This is a genomic window from Pseudomonas sp. WS 5532 (assembly GCF_012985445.1).
Lineage (GTDB): Bacteria > Pseudomonadota > Gammaproteobacteria > Pseudomonadales > Pseudomonadaceae > Aquipseudomonas > Aquipseudomonas edaphica.
The window spans coordinates 30322-53510 of sequence record NZ_JAAQWK010000019.1 but is presented as its reverse complement, the minus strand read 5'-3'; the positions used below and the strand labels follow the sequence as shown (position 1 = coordinate 53510).

Annotated in this window: 14 protein-coding genes and 2 riboswitches; of the genes, 7 read left to right on the top strand and 7 right to left on the bottom strand. The window is 61.7% G+C overall.

Going from position 1 to position 23189, the window contains the following annotated elements:
- The first annotated feature begins 118 nt into the window (after positions 1 to 118).
- A complete protein-coding gene (locus tag HBO23_RS25860; RefSeq protein ID WP_017136918.1) occupies positions 119 to 1186 on the top strand; it encodes an ABC transporter substrate-binding protein in 1068 nt (355 codons plus the stop codon).
- On the opposite strand, the gene HBO23_RS25855 is transcribed toward HBO23_RS25860, so the two are convergent.
- From HBO23_RS25855 to metH, 3 genes are all read right to left on the bottom strand, one after another.
- Positions 1183 to 1401, bottom strand: a complete 219-nt coding sequence (locus HBO23_RS25855) for a DUF2970 domain-containing protein (RefSeq protein ID WP_017136917.1) — start codon at positions 1399 to 1401, stop codon at positions 1183 to 1185. The genes HBO23_RS25860 and HBO23_RS25855 overlap by 4 nt on opposite strands.
- Positions 1402 to 1526: 125 nt before the next feature.
- On the bottom strand, positions 1527 to 6356 hold the full coding sequence (locus HBO23_RS25850) for a DUF6543 domain-containing protein (RefSeq protein WP_170040252.1): 4830 nt from the start codon (positions 6354 to 6356) through the stop codon (positions 1527 to 1529).
- A gap of 370 nt (positions 6357 to 6726) precedes the next feature.
- The gene (gene metH / locus HBO23_RS25845) at positions 6727 to 10437 is read right to left on the bottom strand and encodes a methionine synthase (protein WP_170040251.1); all 3711 of its coding nucleotides are present in this window, start codon (positions 10435 to 10437) and stop codon (positions 6727 to 6729) included.
- 164 nt (positions 10438 to 10601) lie between these two features.
- Between metH and HBO23_RS25840 the strand changes: the two genes are divergently transcribed.
- Positions 10602 to 12893: a fatty acid cis/trans isomerase gene (locus HBO23_RS25840; RefSeq protein ID WP_170040250.1), complete on the top strand. Its 2292-nt coding sequence runs from the start codon at positions 10602 to 10604 to the stop codon at positions 12891 to 12893.
- Positions 12894 to 12987: 94 nt separating this feature from the next.
- The gene (gene nfuA, locus HBO23_RS25835) at positions 12988 to 13572 is read left to right on the top strand and encodes a Fe-S biogenesis protein NfuA (RefSeq protein WP_017136914.1); all 585 of its coding nucleotides are present in this window, start codon (positions 12988 to 12990) and stop codon (positions 13570 to 13572) included.
- A 194-nt stretch (positions 13573 to 13766) separates the two neighbouring features.
- Here nfuA and cobM read toward each other — a convergent pair whose 3' ends face one another.
- The 4 genes from cobM to HBO23_RS25815 all read right to left on the bottom strand — a co-directional run bounded on the left by cobM (position 13767) and on the right by HBO23_RS25815 (position 15873).
- The gene (gene cobM / locus HBO23_RS25830) at positions 13767 to 14513 is read right to left on the bottom strand and encodes a precorrin-4 C(11)-methyltransferase (RefSeq protein ID WP_099549117.1); all 747 of its coding nucleotides are present in this window, start codon (positions 14511 to 14513) and stop codon (positions 13767 to 13769) included.
- A gap of 69 nt (positions 14514 to 14582) precedes the next feature.
- Positions 14583 to 14975 (bottom strand): cobalamin biosynthesis protein, encoded by a 393-nt coding sequence (locus HBO23_RS25825; RefSeq protein WP_169987820.1) that lies wholly within the window; start codon positions 14973 to 14975, stop codon positions 14583 to 14585.
- On the bottom strand, positions 14972 to 15673 hold the full coding sequence (locus HBO23_RS25820) for a CbtA family protein (protein WP_170040249.1): 702 nt from the start codon (positions 15671 to 15673) through the stop codon (positions 14972 to 14974). The genes HBO23_RS25825 and HBO23_RS25820 overlap by 4 nt, the downstream gene beginning before the upstream one ends.
- Positions 15674 to 15684: 11 nt before the next feature.
- On the bottom strand, positions 15685 to 15873 hold the full coding sequence (locus HBO23_RS25815) for a CbtB-domain containing protein (protein ID WP_017136910.1): 189 nt from the start codon (positions 15871 to 15873) through the stop codon (positions 15685 to 15687).
- A 96-nt stretch (positions 15874 to 15969) separates the two neighbouring features.
- Positions 15970 to 16188: riboswitch (cobalamin riboswitch) on the bottom strand.
- Positions 16189 to 16230: 42 nt separating this feature from the next.
- Positions 16231 to 16431: riboswitch (cobalamin riboswitch) on the top strand.
- Positions 16432 to 16522: 91 nt separating this feature from the next.
- Here HBO23_RS25815 and cobW point away from each other — a divergent pair.
- The 4 genes from cobW to HBO23_RS25795 all read left to right on the top strand — a co-directional run bounded on the left by cobW (position 16523) and on the right by HBO23_RS25795 (position 23185).
- Positions 16523 to 17584: a cobalamin biosynthesis protein CobW gene (cobW, locus tag HBO23_RS25810; protein WP_017136909.1), complete on the top strand. Its 1062-nt coding sequence runs from the start codon at positions 16523 to 16525 to the stop codon at positions 17582 to 17584.
- A gap of 3 nt (positions 17585 to 17587) precedes the next feature.
- The gene (gene cobN, locus HBO23_RS25805; RefSeq protein WP_170040248.1) at positions 17588 to 21349 is read left to right on the top strand and encodes a cobaltochelatase subunit CobN; all 3762 of its coding nucleotides are present in this window, start codon (positions 17588 to 17590) and stop codon (positions 21347 to 21349) included.
- A 181-nt stretch (positions 21350 to 21530) separates the two neighbouring features.
- Positions 21531 to 22529: an AAA family ATPase gene (locus HBO23_RS25800; protein WP_170040247.1), complete on the top strand. Its 999-nt coding sequence runs from the start codon at positions 21531 to 21533 to the stop codon at positions 22527 to 22529.
- 53 nt (positions 22530 to 22582) lie between these two features.
- Positions 22583 to 23185, top strand: coding sequence for a VWA domain-containing protein (locus HBO23_RS25795; protein ID WP_099549150.1), 603 nt, complete (start codon positions 22583 to 22585; stop codon positions 23183 to 23185).
- The last annotated feature ends 4 nt before the right edge of the window (positions 23186 to 23189 follow it).

The following is a 23189-nucleotide window of genomic DNA, read 5'->3' as shown; positions in this document are numbered from 1 at the left end:
TTTAGTGGTTGGAACCGCCGTATTCTGGGTTAGCCACCAATAAAGAAGGTTGATTGAACCTCGATTGACTGTCTCATTGCCATTATGATGGCGATCAACATTCGAGGCACAAACAACCATGCTGAAGGTTCTGATTGCGTGTGTGGGGTTGCTGGGCGTGGCCTATGGGGCGATGGCCCAGGCAACCTCAGTGGTGTTTCTCAACCCGGGCACGTCCGCTGAAAGCTTCTGGGTCAGCTATGCGCAATTTATGCAGGCCGCTGCCAAGGACCTCGGCCTGGATTTGCGCGTGCGTTATTCCGAGCGCAGCGCCGCTAACACCTTGGCCCAGGCCCGCGAAGCACTGCAAGGCAGCGAGCGGCCCGATTACCTGGTGTTGGTCAACGAGCAATACGTCGCCCCGCAGATATTGCGCTTGGCCCAGGGCAGTGGGGTCAAGTTGCTGATCGTGAATAACGCACTGACCGCCGATCAGGTGCAATTGCTCGATGCGCATAAAGATGCCCGCTGGATCGGCAGCCTGGTGGCCGACGACGAGCAAGCCGGTTACCTGATGCTCACCGATTTGTTGCGCAACCACGGCCCGGTGACGCCGGGCACTTCGTTGGACCTGCTGGCGTTTTCCGGCGCCAAGAACACGCCAGCCGCACAGTTGCGTGAACAAGGGTTGCACCGCGCCTTGGCCGAACACCCCGAAGTGCGCCTGCGCCAGTTGGTCTACGGCGAGTGGAGCCGCCAGCGCGCCTTTGAACAAGCCACGCAACTGTTCAAACGCTACCCACAGACGGCGCTGGTGTGGTCGGCCAATGATGAGATGGCATTGGGCGCCATGCAGGCGCTGCAAGACAGCGGTCGTGTGCCAGGCAAGGACGCGCTGTTCAGCGCGATCAATAGCTCGCCCGACATCCTCAAGGCACGCCTGGATGGGCGCCTGAGTACTTTGGTCGCGGGGCATTTCACCCTGGGCGGCTGGGCGATGGTGCTGATCAATGATGACGCCAAAGGGCTTGATATTGGCGCCTACGGCGGGCGTGACCGTAAAGAGGCGTTATTCCAGCTGATTGATGCCAACCAATCAAAACGTTTGTCAGGGCCAATGCCTGCGGTGGATTTCCGCGCACTGTCAGCCGTGGGTAAGCCCGTGTCCTACCGTTACCCGTTCAGCCTGCAACTGCTGTTGCATTAAACCCCGGCCAGGTGCAGTACCAGCTTGACGATGCCAAATAACGTCAGCGCAAACACCGCCGTAAATACAATACCCAGTACGACAAAATGACTGGGTTTGCCATGGGTGAAATCTCGAGCGCGGTTTTTGCCGCTTTGTACACCGAAGGCCGCCGCCATGATGCTGTGCAGCATCTGCCAGAAGGTCGGCGGCTTGTTGTTGGCTGGATCGTTCATAAATCCCTCGTCCGCAAGGCTGTCCTACAGAGCATAGACAATCGGGCAGCCCGCGACTGGCTTGTATCATCCCTCTGAACTCTGCCTTTTGATCGTTCCCACGGGAGGGAACGATCAGAACAACCTTACACTTCCAGGATCAAGAACAGTTTCTGATCCAGCGGCGCCTCAATCAGGGCCTTGTCCAGGTTGATCACGGCGCGGTTGTTTGCCCTGGCTTGATCAATCAGTTCCTTGCGGGTAAAGCGCCGCTCCGCCGGGGTCTTCAAGTGGCCGAAGTCAGGTTTTGATGCCGGCGACTCGACGGATCGGTAATGGAAATGCGCGAACCACAGGTCCGCATCTTCCGACCGTTGCCCGGGCTTGATTTTGCGCTTGTCGCGTATGACATATTCGGTGAGGTAGTCGCCGGCCTTCAGCGGCACGCGTTTTTTCACCAGGTTGATGTCGACAAAACCATGAGTGTGCAGATAGTCGACCTTAGCGGCTTTGGGGCGTTGCAGCAGGTAACCTTCGGCGCACAGCTGCCGAGCCTGGGCTGTTGCGGCTCTGGCCTCTTCGCGGTAGCTGTTCCTCAAGTCAATGGTGGGTTCGTCGGTCGCGCTTTTGAGTTCCTCGGCAAGTGCTTCGAATTTGGCCGCGTGCTGGCTCAACATTACATCCCAATCATGGGGATCGACTTCCTCACGTTGACTGGGCTCCAACAGTTTGCGCTGCTGGAAGCGAATGCTGGCATCAATGCCTGCGCGCTGAGCCTTGATGGCTTGGGCATCTGCCCTGATTCTTCTCAATGGGCGAGCCGCGGGCGTGGGCGCTTTGGTCGGCACGCTTGCGGGCTCGACGATTTTCCACACGCCTTCGCTGGCGTGTTCGTGGTACGTAGCGACGATGGCGCCGGTAAGCGTGTCGACAATGTCGACGTAATTGCCCGGTTCATCAGCCTGGCCGGTACGCACGTCGCCGACCAGGCTTTTCTTGTCGGCGGTTTTGATGACCCGTCGGTTGGCCGGTTTTTGTCGCTTGGCTTTGTCGCGGGCGGGCCTGGGGGCCAGCCGTTCTTCAACCAGGATCAAGTTGGCCAATTGCGCTTCGAGGCTGGTGCGGTCCTCGCTCAGTTGCTGCACAAATGGCGCGCGGTACTGCTCTCGCAGCAGCGCACAGCCCATGTCCGTCAGCGAGAGAACGGCGTTTTCCAGGCTTTCATAGCGCTGCAGCACATCCTTGAGTACGTTGATTTGCTCAGTCTCGGAGTAACCGGCAGTCGTGCGCATTTCCGTGTGTGCGTTGACAGTAGCGTAGATCTGGCGGTCGGCGAGGAGTTCCAGGAACGGACGCTCTTGGGGTTTATCGGCGTCAAGCGCGCGATTGAGCAGCACCTCGACCAGCGATAACAGGATGTGCTGCTTGATGACGAGCGAGGAAATGTTTTGGAATTCTGGATGCTCTTTCAACAAGCTTTCACGCAGTGCCGGGCTGGCTTGTTGCATGATGGCTTCGCATTTTTCTGCGCTCTCGAGCAGTTCATTGAGCGCCTCCAGTCGCTGCGTTGCGGCGCTGATATATTCGTCATAGCCATCAGTGATGTAGTTGGGCAGTTCCCTGTCGATACGTTTGAGCAACGCTGAAAAGCTTTCGCCGCGCGGGGTCTCCAGCGTGTCGGCGATTTTTTGATGCTGGTGCGCATAAGTCGCCAACCAGTGCTTGTAAATATTCGACGTCGCGTTATCGCGTGCCTCTTTGTATGTCGGCTCTGTTCTGTCCAGCTCCATCATTTCCGTCGCCATGGCTTCGCTCTGTTGCAGCCCGGTTAGAAGCCCCTGCGCATTTGTGCGGTAATTGTCGACGGCGATATCCCATTGAACTCTGGCGCGCGCCGTGGAGCGTTGGCGTTGCGCATGGCGCTCGGCGATCCGGGGTTGCAATGCCGGCAACAGTCCGGGGTTGTTGAGCATTTCCCAGTCCTTTCTGAGGGCGAGTTTCTGTTCAGCCAATTGAGTGCGCGCCATGGTCACGGCTTGAAGAAGCTGCTGCAGATGGTTCGCCATCGGCGTTAATTCACGGCTATGAACTTCCAGCATTGGGTTCAGTTGTGCCAGCCGTTGTTTCTTGCGATCGATTAACGCAGCCACTCTTTGTCTGGGCATGCCGCCCTCCAGCCTGGCATGCCGGTCCAGCCGCCAATGCCCTTGGCCGTCGCTGAGCAACCTGAAGCCGGGGCGCTGCGGGTGCTGCGGATGCACCAGGTAGACCTCGTTGAAACCCGGTACCACGCTCACCTGGAACAGCAGGCCGCCGACGCTGGCGTGCCAGGCCCCGTCAATGCGGTACAGCCCTTTAAGCGCACCGCTGAGCTGCACGGGCGGCAACGTTTCAGGCCATGGCACCCGTACTTCCAGTAACGCGTTGAGCAGCTTGGCGCCGGCCCGGGGGCTGGCAATCGAGCGGCTGAAGTCCAGAGCCGTGTGGCCGGTGGCGGGTGGCTCGCCGGGCAGCGCCACGGCGCCATGGCGCACCTGTGGCGCCGCTTGCGCCGGTGGCCGTCCCGCCGCGCGGCGCCAGGCTTCCAGTTGCAGGGCGTGCTCCTGCGCGGAGGGTTGGGACAAGGGCTGTTGGGACCGATTGGCGGGCGCGGCGGCATGCAGCAGCACCATCGCGGTATTGAGCAACAGATCGATCAGTGCCAGCTCGCGGGTGGTGGGGTTATCGCTGTCCAGGCCGGCCAGATCCTGCTCCAGGCTGCTGACCAGCACCAGGAACCAGCCAGCCAGCATGGCCGGGCCCTGCACCAGCGGTAACAGCAGGGTATTGAACAGCAGCCATGCGCCTTCCATCACCACGGCCCAGCGGCTTTCGTGGTTGGACACCGACTCGCGGTCCGCCAGGTCGACCAGGGCCCGTGCGGTGCTGCCGAACAGATGATTGAGCAGTTGACCGTTGACTTGCGATTGCAGCCATTCGCCTGCCCCTTCATCCACGGCCAGGGTCGCAGGTGCCGGATTTTCAGGGAGGCTGAATTCGTCCCCAGGCAGGAAGCGAATGATGTGCGGTTCCTTGATGCCGCCATGCTCGTAGATGGGGCGGGCCTTGTCGCTCAGCCACGCCAGCACTGTGTCTTGCAGCGCGCCGGGTACGGCCAGTGCGTCGAGCAGGGCCTGGCGGGTCGGGTATTCATGCAGGGCGTCGGCATACAGCGGCTGGTACAGCAGGTGCGGGCCGACACGCGCATCACGCGGTTCGATAATAAACGCATTATTGACCTCATCTGGCGCAGCGCCGGGTTTGCGGCACAGGGCCAATGGGCGCAAAACAATCTCCTGCTCGTCGACGACCCTGTCCGAGGGCATCTCGCCCATCAACGCCTTCACATAGCGATAACCGGTGACGGTGACGCCATGCTGCCCGCGGATCTTGTATTCCAGCGCCTGCATCGGCAGCTTGACCTTGAGTTCACGGGTAAACAGGGTTTCCCGGCGCCGTGCGTCAACCGTGTCGGACAACAAGGTGTCTTTGATTTTTTGCGGGTACATGGTGCCGATATCGACGCGCTGGATCAGCCCGGTACTGCCCAACAGATAGTCTGCGTTGAGCCAGCTTGGAAGGGGCGTTGCATTTTTGGAAAACAGCGTGAGTGTGCCTTTAGGCTTGCCGGCGAGGTTCTTCAGCGCCAGTTCCGTCAGCGACATGCGCACATGCTCGATAATGCCAGCACCGCCTGGGTAGCCGGCAGCCACGGCAAAGTCCAGCACTACCTCATCGGGGTCGCAGTCGCCATGATCGGTTTGCATCTGCTTGCGCAACGCATCGCGACTGAAGCTGTAGATGTTTTCTATGCCCTCATTGAACGCCTGACCCTGGTTTTGCCGCATCACCTGTGCCATGTCTTGCAGGTGGCGATGGTAGGCAAAGCGGTCAGCGTCGTTGGCTTGAGCGAGCCACGGTGGCAGGTGCTCATCGACCTTTTGCAAGGTCGCCGTTGCGGCTGTCGGCACCTGGGTAAACAGCAGCGCCGGATCGGTGAGTTTTTCCAGGCGTCGCCCAAGGGTCACTTCGTCCTGGCCCTGAAACTTCAACGTCGCCAGGTCTTCCAGTTGCTGATTGAGGATCAGGCCGGCCTGTTGCTCGAACACGTTGCCATCGGGTTCATTGCGTCGCCAGGTGAGGCTGTCGAACTGGAACCGCGTCTGCATGCTGGTTGCCCAGGCTTGGCCGAATTCATCCAGGCCGTCAAACACCTGAATATCCCCGGCCACGCTGTACAGCAGCACCTGCTTGTCGCGCACCAGCAGCAGGTCGGGTGTCAGCAGGCGAACTTCCTGGTCGGCATTGACGAGTGTGTTCTCAACAAAATAAACATAAGTGGCGGGCGAAGATTTGGGGAGACGCTCGGTCTGTGTCGGCCAGGTGGCGACGACCCTGAGCATGTCCTGCTGGGTCGGGTTCAAGCTCGATCCGCTCGTGGCACTCGCGGTCATCCGGCCGTTGAGAAACTCGCCCAGCCACTGCCAGCGGCTGCTGCCATGGCTGTCGGTTTCGCTCCAATAGTCGGCCAGCGCCGCCTGGAAATACAGGTGAATCGATTCGGGCAGGTCATCAATGATGCTTGCGATTGCCTGCATGTCGATCAGCGTCGGGGCATCAGGCTTGAGGATCGTGGGGATCTGTTGCGTCAGATAGTACGCCAGTTCGCGTTTGGGCCGCAGGTCGAGCAACTGCGGGTTGAGCACATGGGTGATGGCGACTTCCATCAGCGGTCGGTAGGTGTACACACCCTCCGGGTGTGGAATAGCCAGCTTAAGCGTGGACAGGTCCAGTTTGAGTGTCGGATAGCGTTCCAGGATGCGGCTGCGCAGCGCATTGAACACCACGGAATACAAGGCCGGGCGCGTAGCGAAATGCGCATGGATGGCCTGGGCGGGTAGCTGGCTCAGGGCCGTGGAGGAACTCGGGGTGGGCATGATGAAATCCTTTTGCCTGTTTGATGGGGAAGCAACAGGAAATCGGATTTGGTCGCGGTGAAGGCGTTACAGGAGTACCACCGACGCGCTGTACCACCCTAGGCGAGCGGCACATCCTGGCATACACCAGTCATCTACCGCTCGGACGCCAATAGCCACCAGCTGGACTATGAAGCGCTCGGGCGGTTCGAGTCGAAAAGCTTATGGCCCGCAAACAGAAATTGATGGAGGTATGCCGCACGGCGCATCAGCGTCTGGCAGGCAGTCAGCCGGGGGGCTGGTGCAATGTCCGCTTTCACCTCAACCGGTCGGTCATCACGTCCCTGAGATGACCATTACCTGGGTCGAATGGTATGCCCGCTGATTGACCTCAGTTGTCATACCCCAGGTTCGGCGCCAGCCAGCGCTCCGTCACGCTGAGGTCCTGGCCTTTGCGCGCGGTGTAGCTGGCGACCTGGTCTTTGTCGATCTTGCCCACGGCAAAGTATTGCGCCTGCGGGTGGGCGAAGTACCAGCCGCTGACGGCCGCCGCCGGGAACATGGCGTAGTGCTCGGTAAGGAATACACCACTGCGCCCGGCGTGCATTTCCTGGGCCTCGGGGTCCAACAGTTGGAACAGTTGGGCTTTCTCGGTGTGGTCCGGGCATGCCGGGTAGCCGGGGGCAGGGCGGATACCGGTGTATTGCTCTTTGATCAGTGCCTCGTTATCGAGCTGTTCGTCCCGGGCGTAACCCCAGTGTTCTTTACGCACTTGCTGGTGCAGCCATTCGGCGCAGGCCTCGGCCAGGCGATCGGCCAGGGCTTTGACCATGATCGAGTTGTAGTCGTCGCCAGCGTCCTGATAGGCCTTGGCGACTTCTTCGGCGCCGATGCCTGCGGTGGTGATAAAACCACCGATGTAGTCGGTCACGCCGCTGTCTTTAGGCGCGACGAAGTCGGCCAGGGAGAAGTTCGGCTTGCCGTCGGTCTTGATGATCTGCTGGCGCAGGTGGTGCAGCCTGGCAATCGGCTGGCCATCGTCGCCATACACCTCCAAGTCATCGTCCTGCACCTGGTTGGTCGGCCAGAAACCGAATACGGCGCGGGCGCTGATGAGCTTTTCGTCGATCAGCTTGTTGAGCATTTCCTGGGCATCGGCATACAGCGCAGTGGCGGCTTCACCGACCACTTCGTCTTCAAGGATGCGCGGGAACTTGCCGGCCAGGTCCCAGGAGATAAAGAACGGCGTCCAGTCGATGTATTCGGCCAGCACCTTGAGGTCGATATTGTCCAGCACCCTGGAGCCGGTGAAGGTCGGTTTGACCGGTGTGTAGCTGCTCCAGTCGAACTGCGGCTTCTTGGCGATGGCGGCCGGATAGCTCAGGCGCTCGGTGCGCGCACTGCGGTTGGCAGTACGTTCGCGCACGTCGATGTATTCCAGGCGGGTTTTTTCGACAAAACCGGCTTTCAGTTCCTTGGACAGCAACTGCGTGGCCACACCCACGGCGCGCGAGGCGTCGGTGACGTAGATCACCGCATCGTTGCTGTACTTGGGCTCGATTTTCACCGCCGTGTGCGCCTTGGAAGTGGTGGCGCCGCCGATCATCAAGGGCAGGTGGAAGTCCTGGCGCTGCATCTCACGGGCCACATGCACCATTTCATCCAGCGACGGCGTGATCAGGCCGGACAGGCCGATGATGTCGCACTTCTGCTCCTTGGCCACCTGCAGGATCTTCTCCGCCGGCACCATCACACCCAGGTCCACGATGTCATAGCCGTTGCAACCGAGCACCACGCCGACGATGTTCTTGCCGATGTCATGCACGTCGCCCTTGACCGTGGCCATCAGGATCTTGCCCTTGGCCTCCGGCTTGTCGCCTTTTTCCAGCTCGATAAACGGAATCAAGTGCGCCACGGCCTGCTTCATCACCCGGGCTGATTTAACCACTTGAGGCAGGAACATCTTGCCGGCGCCAAACAGGTCGCCGACGATGTTCATGCCGGACATCAACGGGCCTTCGATCACTTCGATCGGGCGTGCGAACGACTGGCGCGATTCTTCGGTGTCTTCGACGATATGCGTGGTGATGCCCTTGACCAGCGCGTGTTCCAGGCGCTTGTTGACGTCCCAGCCGCGCCATTCCTCGGTCTCGGCTTCCTTGACGCTGCCGTCGCCCTTGTACTTGTCGGCAATCGCCAGCAGGGCGTCGGTGCCTTCCGGCGTGCGGTTAAGCACCACGTCTTCCACCGCGTCACGCAGCTCGGCCGGGATCTGGTCGTAGATCTCCAGCTGGCCGGCGTTGACGATGCCCATGGTCAGGCCGTTGCGAATCGCATACAGCAGGAACACCGAGTGGATCGCCTCACGCACCGGGTTGTTGCCCCGGAACGAGAACGACACGTTGGACACGCCGCCGGAGGTCAGTGCATACGGCAGCTCGTCACGGATGTAGGCACAGGCGTTGATGAAATCGACGGCGTAGTTGTTGTGTTCTTCGATACCGGTAGCGACCGCGAAGATGTTCGGGTCGAAAATGATGTCTTCCGGCGGAAAGCCGACTTCATTCACCAGAATGTCGTAGGAACGTTTGCAGATCTCTTTTTTGCGCGCTTCGGTGTCGGCCTGGCCGGCTTCGTCGAAGGCCATCACCACCACCGCTGCGCCATACCGCTTGCACAGCTTGGCGTGGTGGATGAACTGCTCGACGCCTTCTTTCATGCTGATCGAGTTGACGATGCCCTTGCCCTGGATGCACTTGAGGCCGGCTTCGATCACGTCCCACTTGGAGGAGTCGATCATGATCGGCACACGGGAGATGTCCGGCTCGCCGGCAATCAGGTTGAGGAAGGTCACCATGGCCTTCTTCGAATCGAGCATGCCCTCGTCCATGTTGATGTCGATCACCTGCGCGCCGGCTTCCACCTGTTGCAAGGCGACTTCCAGGGCTTCGGTGTAGTTGTCTTCACGGATCAGCCGGGCGAACTTGGCGGAACCGGTGATGTTGGTACGCTCGCCGACGTTGACGAACAACGAGCTGCGATCAATGGTGAACGGCTCCAGGCCCGACAGGCGGCAGGCCTTGGGAATATCCGGGATGACACGTGGCGCATAACCGGCCACCGCCTTGGCGATGGCCTCAATGTGGCCCGGCGTGGTGCCGCAGCAGCCGCCGACAATGTTGAGGAAACCGCTCTGGGCGAATTCTTCGATGACTTTTGCGGTTTGCGACGGCAGTTCGTCGTACTCGCCGAACTCGTTGGGCAGGCCGGCGTTCGGGTGCGCCGACACATGGGTGTTGGCCTTGTTCGACAGCTCTTCCAGGTACGGGCGCAGTTCGCTGGCGCCCAGGGCGCAGTTGAGGCCGACCGAAATCGGCTTGGCGTGCGCCACCGAGTTCCAGAACGCTTCGGTGGTCTGGCCCGACAGGGTACGGCCGGAGGCGTCGGTGATGGTGCCGGAAATCATGATCGGCAGTTCGACATTCAATTCCTCGAACACGCCTTGCACGGCGAAGATCGCGGCCTTGGCGTTGAGCGTGTCGAAGATGGTCTCGATCAGGATCAGGTCGGCGCCGCCTTCGATCAGGCCTTTGGTGGCCTCGGTGTAGTTTTCCACCAGTTCATCGAAGGTCACGTTGCGGTAGCCGGGGTTGTTCACATCCGGCGACAGCGAGCAGGTGCGGCTGGTCGGGCCAAGCACGCCGGCGACAAAACGCGGCTTGGCCGGGTTCTCCAGGGTCTTGGCATCGGCGATCTTGCGCGCCAGGCGTGCGCCTTCTACGTTCAGTTCATAGGCCAGTTCTTCCATGCCGTAGTCGGCCATGGAAATACGCGTGGCGTTGAAGGTGTTGGTTTCCAGAATGTCGGCGCCGGCATCCAGGTAAGCCTTTTCGATACCGCCAATTACGTCCGGGCGGGTAAGTACCAGCAGGTCGTTGTTGCCCTTGACGTCACTCGGCCAGTCGGCGAAGCGTTTGCCGCGATAATCCTGCTCTTCGAGCTTGTAGCTCTGGATCATCGTGCCCATACCGCCGTCGAGGATCAGGATTCGGTCCTTGAGGGCTTGATGAAGGGCTTGCAGACGAACGCTACGGTCGGACATGGGGCTACTCTGGTCAGGCATTTCGGAGGGCGTGAATCATAACAAACCTGTGCCGATTTAGAGCATGTCCTGGTTTTGCATGAATATCGTTCATGTTGGTGCGGGTCTTGGCCCGGTAGAATTGCCGGCACTTATAGCGCACGCATTGAATCGGGACCGGATACATGTCACTTCGTCTACTCACCAGCGCCGTCCTGGCACTGGTCGCCTGCGTTGCACAGGCCAACGGACCCGCCCCGGCGATTTCGTATACCCGCGACATTCAGCCGATCTTCACCGAAAAGTGCGTGGCCTGCCATGCCTGCTACGACTCCGCGTGCCAATTAAACCTGGGCAGCGCCGAGGGTGCGTCCCGTGGCGCGAGCAAAACCCCGGTGTATGACGGCGAGCGCAGCCAGGCCACGCCGACCACGCGTTTGTTCTACGACGCATTCGGCAAACAGGCCTGGCAACAAAAAGGCTTCTATTCGGTACTCGACGCCCAAGGCAGCCAGGCCGCATTGATGGCGCGCATGCTGGAGCTGGGGCATAACGCGCCGCTGCAACCCAATGCCAAGTTGCCCGATGAGATTGTGTTGGGCCTCAACCGCCAAAACATGTGCGCCATGCCCGGCGAGTTCAATGCCTACGCCGGCAGCCATCCCAAGGAAGGCATGCCGCTGGCGGTCACCGGTTTGACCGGCCAGCAATACCAAACCTTGCAGCGCTGGCTCGCCTCCGGTGCGCCGATTGACGAGCAAGGCCTGGCGCCAAGTGCCAGGGAAGCCCTGCAAGTACAGCAGTGGGAAAACCTGTTCAACCAGCCTGGCGCCCGTGAAAGCCTGGTGGCGCGCTGGCTGTACGAGCATTTGTACCTGGCGCATATTTATTTCGAAAACGGTGAGCCGGGGCATTTCTTCCAATGGGTGCGTTCGCGCACGCCAAGTGGCCAGCCCATCGACCTGATCGCCACCCGTCGACCCAACGATGACCCGGGCACCCAGGTGTATTACCGCCTGTGGCCGGTGCAGGGCGTGATCGTGCATAAAACCCACATCACTTACCCGTTCAGCGCGGCGAAAATGGCGCGGATCAAAGACCTGTTCTATTCCGGCGACTGGCAGGTGAGTGCCTTGCCGGGCTATGGCCCCGGTCGTCGTGCCAACCCGTTCGAAACCTTTGAAGCCATCCCGGCCAAGGCGCGCTACCAGTTCATGCTCGATAACGCCGAGTATTTTGTACGCACCTTCATTCGCGGGCCGGTCTGTCGTGGTCAGATCGCCACGGACGTGATTCGCGATAACTTCTGGACCCTGTTCCAGGACCCGGACCACGACCTGTACATCACCGATGCACGCTATCGCGGCCAGGCTACTCCGCTGCTGGCGATGCCGGGGCAGAACGATGACGTGGGCAGTGTGCTGAGCCTGTGGCTGGCCTATCGCGACAAGCGCAACCAATACGAAGCCTTGCGCCGTGACAGCTACGCGGACGTGCCGCCGCCGAGCTGGTCGACCTTGTGGGCGGGTAATGACAACGCCTTGCTGACGATTTTCCGGCATTTCGACAGTGCTTCGGTGACCAAAGGCTTGATTGGCGAAGTACCGCAGACGATGTGGTTGTTCGACTATCCGCTGCTGGAGCGCACCTATTACCAGTTGGCGGTGAATTTCGATGTGTTCGGCAATGTGTCGCACCAGGCCCAGACCCGGCTGTATTTCGACCTGATCCGCAACGGCGCCGAGCAGAACTTCCTGCGCCTGATGCCGGCCGATACCCGCGATGACTTTATGGATGATTGGTACCAGAACAGCGGCAAGCTCAAGCTGTGGCTGGACTACGAGGCGATTGACGACGACAAGCCAAGCGGCTTGCATCTGGATGAAAAAGACCCGAAACGTGACTTTGCCAACCAGTTATTGACGCGTTACGGCGATTTGAATGCCAGCCCGGATCCGATCAACCGCTGCACGGGTGCTTATTGCTCGCGCGATGGTATCGACCCGGCGTTGCAGGACGCGGAGCAGGCATTGAGCCGGCTGACATCACGCCCGGCGGCGGGGCTCAAGGTGATTGATCAGTTGCCTGAGGCGACCATGCTGCGTATCGAGACCGCCAGCGGCAAGCGCGTGGTTTACAGCCTGCTGCGTAACCGCGCGCACAGTAATGTGGCGTTCCTGCTGGGCGAGGCTTATCGCTATCAGCCGGGGTTGGATACGGTGACGATCTATCCGGGTGTGCTTAGCAGTTATCCGAACTTCATCTTCAACGTCCCGGCGCAGGAAGTGCCGGCGTTTGTGGCGGCTATGGAAAACGCCAAGGATGCCAAGCGGTTCGAGAAAATTGTTGATCGGTGGGGTGTGCGGCGCAGTCATCCGCTGTTCTGGCAATACTTTCACGACCTGTCGCAGTACATCCGCGAGACTGCGCCGTTGGAAGACGGGGTGCTGGATATGAATCGGTATGAGAATCTCTGATGAGTTGGTTGGGCCTTTTCCGACAAAATTACTCGGACTTTGTACCTGCGTAATATTTTGGCGTAAACTGCCGGCAAGCCTGTGAGGAGTTTCCATGACTGCCATAACCATTACCGACGCCGCCCACGATTACCTGGCTGACCTGCTGTCCAAGCAGAACACCCCAGGCATCGGCATCCGCGTCTTTATCACCCAGCCCGGCACCCAGTACGCCGAGACTTGCATCGCCTACTGCAAGCCCGGGGAAGAGAAACCTGAAGACACCGCCCTGGGGCTCAAAAGCTTCACTGCGTACATCGACAACTTCAGCGAAGCCTTCCTCGATGACGCCGTGGTCGACTACGCCACCGATCGCATGGGCGGCCAGTTGACCATCAAGGCGCCCAACGCCAAGGTACCGAACGTCAACGCCGACAGCCCGGTCAACGAGCGCATCAACTACTACCTGCAAACCGAGATCAACCCTGGGCTGGCCAGCCACGGCGGTCAGGTCAGCTTGATCGATGTGGTCGAAGACGGTATTGCCGTGCTCAAGTTCGGCGGCGGCTGCCAAGGCTGCGGCCAGGCGGACGTGACCTTGCGTGAAGGCATCGAGCGCACCTTGCTCGAACGTATCCCGGAGCTCAAGGGTGTGCGTGACGTGACCGACCACACGCAGAAAGAAAACGCCTACTACTGAGTAAGGTGTTCACTGCGAATAAAAAAACGGCGCCCCGTGAGCGCCGTTTTTTATGCTTAAAATTCAGTGCGTTACGCAGTCTATTTAACAAAGTAGATCAACTGTGGGAGCTGGCTTGCCTGCGATGACGGCCTATCAGCCAACAAATCCGGTGGCTGATACACCGCTATCGCAGGCAAGCCAGCTCCCACACTTCAGGGGCGATATAGGTGCGCATGGCCCGCCCGATACAGCGACGATTCGCTGAAACCATCACTGGCCAGCACCCGACCCACCACAATCAACGCCGTACGCCGAAACCCTTTGGCCGCTACTTTCTCGGCAATATCCGCCAACGTGCCCAGCACCCAATCCTGATCCGGCCACGTCGCGCGGTGTACCACGGCAATCGGGCAGTCCGCGCCGTAGTGCGGTAGCAGTTCGGCGACGATTTTCTCCAGGTGGTTGACCCCCAGGTGAATTGCCATCGTTGTGCCATGCTGCGCCAAGCTGTCGAATGCCTCACCCGCCGGCATGCTGGTTTTATCGGCATAACGGGTCAGGATCACACTCTGGGCGATGTCCGGCAGGGTCAGCTCTGTTTCCAGCAACGCGGCGCAAGCCGACACTGCAGTCACCCCAGGGATGATCTGGAACGGTATGCCCAACTCACGCAAATAACGGATTTGCTCGCCAATCGCGCCATACAGGCTCGGGTCGCCGGAGTGAACGCGGGCCACATCCTGGCCGTTGGCGTGGGCTGCCTTGATCAGCTCAATGATCTGTTCCAGGTGCAATTCGGCGCTGTTGACTACCTGTTCAGCCTGATGACCTTGCAATACCGCTGCCGGCACCAGGGAGCCGGCATAGATGATCACCGGGCAGCTGCGGATCAGCCGCTGGCCCTTGACGGTGATCAATTCCGGGTCGCCGGGGCCTGCGCCGATAAAGTAGACGGTCATGGGAATTCCTGTTGAAAAACGGGCGAGCATGAAAGTTGCTCATGATCGAGGAGGGCAATTATCGGGATTTTAGTCGGCGCACGCCAATGCAAAGGTGGCCTGGGCGGTTTTTTTGCGCGTGATCAACAGGCGGGCAGGGCGCTGGGAGAGCTGTTCAGCCAGGGCCAGGGCGGCGCTTTCGGCGATGCCATAGCAACCTGTATGCGCAAAAGCGACGGCTGACTTGTGGCTCAAGCGCTGTTCATAACCGGCCAATTGTGCAGCACTGAAACACTGCAAAGGCAGCTCCAGCAGTCGGGCCAGGGCCAGCAGGCCGGGTTCAGCCTGTTTGCGATCAATGCTCGCCAACGCGGTGATGCGTTGGCGTTCAATGCCGCCGTCGGCGAGGGCTGCGTCAAACAGGCCGAGCAGGGTGTGAACATCACAGCCGCGCTGGCAGCCCAGGCCGACCACCAGTGTCATGCCGAGTATTGACTGTCGCGGTTGCGGCGAAACAGCCATGCGCTGATCCAGCCCAAGGCCAGCCAGAAGGCCACGTTAGTCAGGTGCGAGGCGATTTTGAACTGTGCTTCCAGGGCTTCGGGTGCCAGCATCGAATGCACTTGCGGTTGCGGCGCGCCGATCACGTGGGGCACGACCAGGATCGCCACGCCCAACACCTTGAGCAGCCAGCTACGACCAAACACCAGCAGTGCGATACCGGCGGCGGTGGAGGCCGCGGTGCCGATCCACCAGATCTGCCGTTGCGCCAGGTCGGCGGCAGCCGTGCCCGGCAACTCCGGCGGCAGCCCCAGGGTGGGCGCCAGTACAAACGTCGCGTAACCGGCCAAGCCCCAGAGCAACCCTTGAGCCGTGCGGGTCGGCGCGCGCAAGGTGTAGAGACCGGCCAGCATCAGCGCGAAACCGACCGCTACCACCAGGTTGCCGCCAGTGGTCGACAACACACGCTGCCAGCCATTTTCCGGCTCCCAGGCTTCGGCGTCGTGGGTGTGGGCTGGGGCGCCATCGGCGTGTTCGTGCGCCACTTCGACGGCCGGGGCATTTTCAAAGGTTTCCGCCTGCAGAATCAGCGGGGCGACCCAAAAGCTTTGCAGCAGGGTCAGCAACAGGGCGGCCAGCAGGCCAGTGAAACCTGCGGTTTGGGCAATACGCTTGATCATGTCGGCAGGCCTCAGTGGCACGGGAACGCGGCGCTGTGGCGGGTATCGTGGGCGGCGTTGTGCACCGCTTCGATATGCGAGAAACCGGCGAAGTACACCAGGCACGCGCCGAGGATCGACGCGCCGATGGCGGCGCCCAGGCGTTGGCTCAAGGTAGTGGTGCTGCTGGCGGTGTGCGAAGTGCTGCTGATGATCGACATGGCGCGTCCCTTCAGGGGTTCAGGGTGACGCAGGCGCATGAAAACCCCGCGAGGCAGGCACGCAGGGTTCTGAACAGCGCCCGCCCACCGCGGGTTTGTTATCTGGTTTTTTCGGGCCGGTCTCCGGGCTTGCGAGGGGCGCTCTTGGGAAAAGAGGTGGGCCGTATCAAGCATCTCCTTCCCATGCACAGGCACAGTGGATTTGATGCTTCGCTCGCTTACCGTTGCGGGGGCAGCACCGGACTCGTCATCACGCTATGACTCACCGGTTTCCCGTTTCACCCTGTGAAGGGCACCCGAAACAAGATGTGTAGGAGAGCATGGGCGGGCGACGGTAGTCAAATCGCGCGAGCCCCTGTAGCCTTGCACCTTCGAGGTTCTTCGGCCCACGCCGAAGCTAAGAAGGGAACGCGGTCCAAGCCGCGGCTGCCCCCGCAACTGTGAAGGGTTCAGCTGCCTGCCACGCCACTGCCATAACGGCGGGAAGGCGCAGCCAGCGCGGGTCGCAAGACCTGCAAACCCCAAGCCAGGAGACCTGCCTCGCAACCGATTTTCTACTTAACCGGGCGGGGTGATCCGGTGACGAAATCCGCTGCTGCGCGCCGTCGCAGGGTCTATCGTCCCGTCTGCCCGCCCCCAAGGGCATCCGATGAAAACACTGGCCAAACTCCCCGTCACCATCGTTACCGGCTTCCTCGGTTCGGGTAAAACCACCTTGCTGCGCCATATGCTCGACAACGCTCAAGGCCGTCGCATCGCCGTGATCGTCAACGAATTCGGCGAACTGGGCATCGACGGTGAGATCCTCAAACAGTGCTCCATCGGTTGCACCGAAGAAGAAGCCAACGGCCGCGTTTACGAACTGGCCAACGGCTGCCTGTGCTGCACCGTGCAGGAAGAGTTCTTCCCGGTGATGCGCGAGCTGGTTGCACGTCGCGGCGACCTCGACCATATCCTTATTGAAACCTCGGGCCTGGCCCTGCCAAAACCGCTGGTGCAAGCCTTCCAGTGGCCGGAAATCCGCAGCGCCTGCACGGTTGACGCGGTAATCACCGTGGTCGACAGCCCGGCCGTGGCTGCCGGCACCTTCGCCGCCTTCCCGGACCAGGTTGACGCCCAGCGCAAACTCGACCCGAACCTGGACCACGAATCGCCGCTGCACGAGCTGTTTGCCGACCAGTTGGCCAGCGCCGACCTGGTGATCCTCAACAAATCCGACCTGATCAGCGCCGAAGACCTGGCCCGCGTGCGCCTGGAAGTCGCCGAAGAACTGCCGCCGGCCGTAAAAATCATCGAAGCCAGCAGCGGTCGCCTGCCATTGGACGTGCTGATCGGCCTGGGCGCGGGTTCCGAAGAACACATCGACGGCCGCCACAGCCATCACGATCATCACCATGAAGGTGAAGACGATCACGACCACGATGCGTTCGACTCCATCTCCATCGACCTGCCGCAAGCGGACGAAGCGCTGCTGCTCGACGCCCTGACCCAGTTGGTGGTGCAACACGGCATCCTGCGCGTCAAAGGCTTCGCGGCGATCCCGAACAAGCCGATGCGCCTGCTGATCCAGGGTGTGGGCACGCGTTTTGACAAACATTTCGATCGCGCCTGGGGCGCCGACGAAGCGCGCATCACACGCCTGGTGCTGATCGGCCAGGAGCTGGATGCGGCGGGCCTCGAAGCGCAATTGCGCGCAGCGCTCAGCGTTTAACCCATGCACCTGCTCAGGACTCAGCCGGGTGGTTTCGTTTCGGACGACAATATTGCCGACCTTGGGCAAACCCCTGCCGAGCTGGTGATCCTGTGCAGCGGTGATTCCAGCCTTGCACTGTTGGCCGAGGCCGGCCAGCAGTTGCCCGTCGACTACCCCAGCTTTCGCCTGGCCAACCCCATGCAGGTGCAAAACCACGCCTCGGTCGACCTCTACGTCGACGAGGTGCTGCGCCACGCCAAGGTCATCCTGATTTCTCTGCACGGTGGCATCGGTTATTGGCGCTACGGCATCGAGCGCCTGGTGGAGTTGGCCGAGCGCGGCGTGCAGTTGATTCTGGTGCCGGGCGATGATCGCCCCGACCCGGAACTCAGCGGCTTAAGCACCGTTGGCATGGCTGAGCGCGACCGCCTCTGGCACTTCCTGCGCCAGGGCGGTTTGGGCAATGCGCTGGATTTCTACCGTTGCCTGGCCAGCAGCCACCTGGGCCGCGATTACGCCTGGGACGAGCCGCAAACCCTGGCGCGCACGGCGATTTATCACCCGCATAAACCCCACCCACGGCTGAACGACTGGCAGACCGATTGGCACGCCGACTGGCCGGTGGCGGCGGTGTTGTTCTACCGCTCGCACTTGCAGGCGGCCAATACCGGTTTTATCGATGTGTTCTGCCAACGCTTGCAGGCGGCGGGTCTTAACCCGCTGCCGATGGCGGTGGCCAGTTTGAAAGAACCCGGCTGCCTGACAGTGGTCGAGGACTTGCTGGATGCAGTGCAGGCGGCGGTGATTTTGAACACCACCGGCTTTGCCCAATCCAGCCCGGAGGCCCCGCACCTGCGGCCGTTTCGCCGCAATATCCCGGTGATCCAGGCGATCTGCGCCCAGGACAATCAACCTGGCTGGGAGGCCAGTGAACAGGGCCTTGGCCCGCGTGACCTGGCCATGCACATTGCCTTGCCGGAGCTGGACGGGCGCATTATCAGCCGGCCCATCAGCTTTAAAGATTTAGCCTGGCGCAGCGAGCGCAGCCAATCCGACGTGGTGTGCTACCGCGCAGCGCCGGAACGCATGGATTTTGTCGCTGAACTGGCGCGGCGTTGGGTCGAACTGGCGCGAGTACCCAATGCCGACAAACGCATTGCGCTGATCCTGGCCAATTACCCGACCCGCGACGGCCGCATCGGCAATGGCGTGGGCCTGGATACGCCGGCAGCGGCGCTGAATATCCTGCGTGCGCTGCAAGCCGAAGGTTACCCGGTGCCGAGTGAGTTGCCCGCCAGCGGCACTGCCTTGATCCATGAATTGCTCGGCGGCGTCACCAACGACCTCGACAGCCTCGACCTGCGCCCGTGCCATCAAAGCCTGAGCCTGGACGCCTACGAGGCGATGTTCCAGCGCTTGCCCGAAGCCAATCGCCAGGCCGTGCTGGAGCGCTGGGGCGCGCCGCACAACGACCCGATGTGCCGCGACGGGCGCATGATGATCGCCGGCCTGCGCCTGGGCCTGACCTTCGTCGGCATTCAGCCGGCACGCGGTTATCAGGTGGACCACAGCGCGGTGTACCACGACCCCGACCTGGTGCCGCCCCACGGCTACCTGGCGTTCTACTTCTGGTTGCGCCACACCTACGGCGCCCATGGCGTGATCCATGTGGGCAAGCATGGCAACCTTGAATGGCTGCCGGGCAAGGGTGTCGGGCTGTCGCAACATTGCTGGCCGGATGCGCTGCTCGGGCCATTGCCGAATATCTACCCGTTTATCGTCAATGACCCAGGCGAGGGCGCCCAGGCCAAGCGCCGCACCCAGGCGGTGATCATCGACCACCTGATGCCGCCGCTGACCCGCGCCGAAACCTATGGCCCGCTGCGTAACCTGGAGCTGTTGGCAGACGAATATTACGAAGCGCAGTTACTTGACCTACGCCGTGCCCTCGAGCTGCAAAAAGACATTCTCAAGCTGGTGCGCGAAACCCGAATCGACCAGGAACTTGAGCTGGATAACGACGCCGACGCGGCGGTCTGGCTGCCGCGCCTGGACACCTACCTGTGCGACTTGAAGGAGTCGCAGATCCGCGACGGCCTGCATATTTTTGGCGAGTCGCCCGAAGGCCGCCTGCGCATCGACACCTTGCTGGCCTTGCTGCGCATTCCCCGTGGCGATGGCCGTGGCCCGCAATCGAGCCTGCTGCGGGTGTTGGCCAAAGCCTTCGACCTGGGTTTCGACCCGCTCGATTGTGCCCTGTCCGAGCCCTGGACCGGGCGCCGTCCCGAGGTGTTACAGAAGATTGACGCGCAGCTGTGGCGTACCGCCGGTGACACCCGCGAACGCCTGGAACTGTATGCCGCGCGCCTGATCGAGCAGGCACTGGAAGGGCCGCTCGAACAGCTCGAAGAACCCGGTTGGGAAGACGTGAAGTCGGTCATCGAAGGCCTGCGTATTGTTGTCGCGCCGCGCCTGGACGCCTGCGGCCCCGCCGAAATGCGCGGCCTGCTGGATGCCCTGAGTGGCCGTTTCGTACCTGCTGGCCCCAGCGGTGCGCCAAGTCGCGGGCGCCTCGACGTGCTGCCTACCGGGCGTAATTTCTTCAGCGTGGATGTGCGCAACCTGCCCACTACCACGGCCTGGCGCATCGGCTTTCAATCCGCCAACCTGATCCTTGAGCGGCACTTGCAAGACCACGGCGACCATCTGCGCCAGCTCGGTCTCTCTGTATGGGGCACCGCCACCATGCGCACTGGCGGCGACGATATCGCCCAGGCCATGGCGCTGATGGGCGTGCGCCCGGTATGGGCCACCGGCAGCCAGCGTGTGGATGACTTTGAAATCCTGCCGATCAGCTTGTTGGATCGCCCACGGGTGGATGTGACGCTACGCGTGTCCGGGTTCTTCCGCGATGCGTTCGCCAACCTGATCCGCCTGTTCGATGCGGCGGTGCAGGCGGTGGCGGCGCTGGATGAGCCAGACGACATGAACCCGCTGGCGGCCAAGGTGCGCAGTGAGCGTGAAGCGTTGCTCGAGTCGGGCCTGGATGAAGCGGCCGCGGCAAAGCAGGCCGGCTGGCGCATCTTTGGCGCTAAACCCGGTGCCTATGGCGCGGGTGTGCAGGGCGCGATTGACGGTCGCCTGTGGCAAAGCCGCGAAGACCTGGCCGAGGTCTACCTGAACTGGGGCGGCTACGCCTATGGGGGTGCCGACGAAGGCACCGCCGCCCGCGACCAATTCGCCCAGCGCCTGAGCCAGGTACAGGCGGTGTTGCACAACCAGGACAACCGCGAACACGACCTGCTCGATTCCAACGATTACTACCAATTCCAGGGCGGCATGCTCGCCGCCGTGGAAACCCTGAGTGGCGACAAGGCCGCCAGCTACCATGGCGACCACAGCCAGCCGGACCTGCCGAAGATCCGCACCTTGAAGGAAGAGCTCAACCGGGTGATCCGCTCCCGTGCCGCTAACCCCAAGTGGATCGACGGCGTGAAACGCCACGGTTATAAAGGCGCATTCGAGATGGCGGCCACGGTGGACAATTTGTTCGCATTCGACGCCACCACTGCATTGATCGACGATCACCAATACGCCTTGCTTGCCGACGCTTACCTGCTCGACGCCGACACCCGCGCCTTTGTGCAGCAGCACAACCCGGCGGCATTGCGCGACATGACCGAACGCATGCTCGAAGCCCAGCAACGCGGCATGTGGCAGGCGCCGGGCGCGTATCGCGAGGCGTTGGAAAACCTGTTGCTGGACATAGAAGAAGACAGCTGATGACCGATATTCCCACACTGTGGCGAGCGGGCTTGCCCCGCGTTGGGCCGCGTAGCGGCCCCAATAAGGTCAACCTGGTTTTCCTGAAAGAACGCGGCGTTTGGATTTAGGGCTGCTTCGCAGCCCAACGCGGGGCAAGCCCGCTCGCCACAAGAAATAGCAGAATTTAAAGAGAGCAGGTATGACCGATATCCCCCATTTCCCGCTGTCCGCCGTGGTCGGCGCCGATGAGCTGAAACTGGCGCTGTGCCTGACCGCCATCGACCCGAAAATCGGCGGTGTGCTGATCGAAGGCCCGCGTGGCATGGCCAAGTCGACACTGGCGCGTGGCCTGGCGGATCTGTTGGTCAGCGGCCAGTTCGTCACCTTGCCGCTGGGCGCCACCGAAGAGCGCCTGGTCGGCACTCTGGACCTGGACGCCGCGCTGGGCGAGGGCCGGGCGCAGTTTTCCCCCGGCGTATTGGCCAAGGCCGATGGTGGTGTGTTGTATGTCGATGAAGTCAACTTGCTGCCCGATCACCTGGTCGACCTGCTGTTGGACGTGGCCGCCAGCGGCACCAACCTGATTGAGCGCGATGGCATCTCACATCGCCATTCGGCGCGTTTTGTGCTGATCGGCACCATGAACCCGGAGGAGGGTGAGTTGCGCCCGCAACTGCTCGACCGTTTCGGCTTTAATGTGGCGCTGAGCGGGCAGACTTTGCCGAGCGAGCGCGGGCAGATCATCCGGCGCCGCCTGGATTTCGACAGCAACCCGGCGGCGTTCTGCCGCCAATGGGCCGAACCGCAGGCGGCGTTGCGTGAGCGTTGCACCCAGGCGCGCCAGCGGCTCGACAGTATTGAACTGGACGACCAGGCCCTGGCGCAGATCACCGAGCGGTGCTTTGCCGCTGGCGTCGATGGCTTGCGCGCCGACCTGGTCTGGTTGCGTGGCGCGCGCGCCCATGCTGCCTGGCGCGGCGCGAGTGCCATCGCCGAGGAAGATATAGAAGCGGTGGCCGAGTTCGCCTTGCGTCATCGCCGCCAACCGCAAACGCCGTCGACAAGCCCGCCCGATCCAGGCCAGGCTGCAAAACCGTCTGACCCATCACCCGGCCAGGGCCAGTGGGGCGATATGCCCGCGCCCGCATTGCCCACGGGCGCCCGCCGGGAAGTACCCACCTGGCCAAAAAAGCCCTAGGCATTCGCCCTCGACCTGACGCGGGGGCGGATGCCCGGCCCAAGGCAGGGCGACTGGAACATGGCAGGCACGGCAAGGCACGCAGCGCCCAGCGTGGCGCGATCAATTGGCCGGGCACCTTGCTCGGTGGCCGGCCGCAGTGCCGTGAGGATCTGCTTTATCACCTGCGCAGCCGCGCGGCCCATGAGTTGTGGCTGGTGATTGTCGATGCCTCGGCGTCCACCCGCCGCCATGGCGCGCTGAGCGACGCCAAAGGCCTGCTCGCCCAGCTGTTTGACGACGCCTACCGGCAGCGCGCGCGCATGGCGTTATTGACCGCCAGCGGGCACTCGCCTAAATGGCAGGTGCAGGGGCTCAAGGCCGCCAAAGGCTTGAGTGGCTGGCTGGCGCAGCTGGGCGCCGGTGGCGGCACACCGTTGCTGGCGGCGTTGTCCGAAGCTGGCCAATGGCTGCACGCGCGCCGCCGGCGTTACCCGGCCGAGCAGCAGCGGCTGCTGGTGATTACCGATGGGCGGCTCAAGGCTATCGCTGGGTTGCCCGTGCTCGATTGTCCTGGGCTACTGGTGGATATCGAGCGCGGCCCGATCAGGCTGGGCCGCGCAAAACAGCTGGCGCTTGAGCTGCATCTGGACTATCGGCCTATCGATAGTTTGTAGGCTT

Coding starts and splice junctions, on each gene's coding strand:
- HBO23_RS25840 (WP_170040250.1), top strand. CDS start 10,602: ATGTCACTTCGTCTACTCACCAGCGCCGTCCTGGCACTGGTCGCCTGC.
- cobN (WP_170040248.1), top strand. CDS start 17,588: ATGCACCTGCTCAGGACTCAGCCGGGTGGTTTCGTTTCGGACGACAAT.
- HBO23_RS25820 (WP_170040249.1), bottom strand. CDS start 15,673: ATGATCAAGCGTATTGCCCAAACCGCAGGTTTCACTGGCCTGCTGGCC.
- HBO23_RS25800 (WP_170040247.1), top strand. CDS start 21,531: ATGACCGATATCCCCCATTTCCCGCTGTCCGCCGTGGTCGGCGCCGAT.
- HBO23_RS25825 (WP_169987820.1), bottom strand. CDS start 14,975: ATGACACTGGTGGTCGGCCTGGGCTGCCAGCGCGGCTGTGATGTTCAC.
- cobW (WP_017136909.1), top strand. CDS start 16,523: ATGAAAACACTGGCCAAACTCCCCGTCACCATCGTTACCGGCTTCCTC.
- nfuA (WP_017136914.1), top strand. CDS start 12,988: ATGACTGCCATAACCATTACCGACGCCGCCCACGATTACCTGGCTGAC.
- HBO23_RS25860 (WP_017136918.1), top strand. CDS start 119: ATGCTGAAGGTTCTGATTGCGTGTGTGGGGTTGCTGGGCGTGGCCTAT.
- metH (WP_170040251.1), bottom strand. CDS start 10,437: ATGTCCGACCGTAGCGTTCGTCTGCAAGCCCTTCATCAAGCCCTCAAG.
- HBO23_RS25850 (WP_170040252.1), bottom strand. CDS start 6,356: ATGCCCACCCCGAGTTCCTCCACGGCCCTGAGCCAGCTACCCGCCCAG.
- cobM (WP_099549117.1), bottom strand. CDS start 14,513: ATGACCGTCTACTTTATCGGCGCAGGCCCCGGCGACCCGGAATTGATC.
- HBO23_RS25815 (WP_017136910.1), bottom strand. CDS start 15,873: ATGTCGATCATCAGCAGCACTTCGCACACCGCCAGCAGCACCACTACC.
- HBO23_RS25855 (WP_017136917.1), bottom strand. CDS start 1,401: ATGAACGATCCAGCCAACAACAAGCCGCCGACCTTCTGGCAGATGCTG.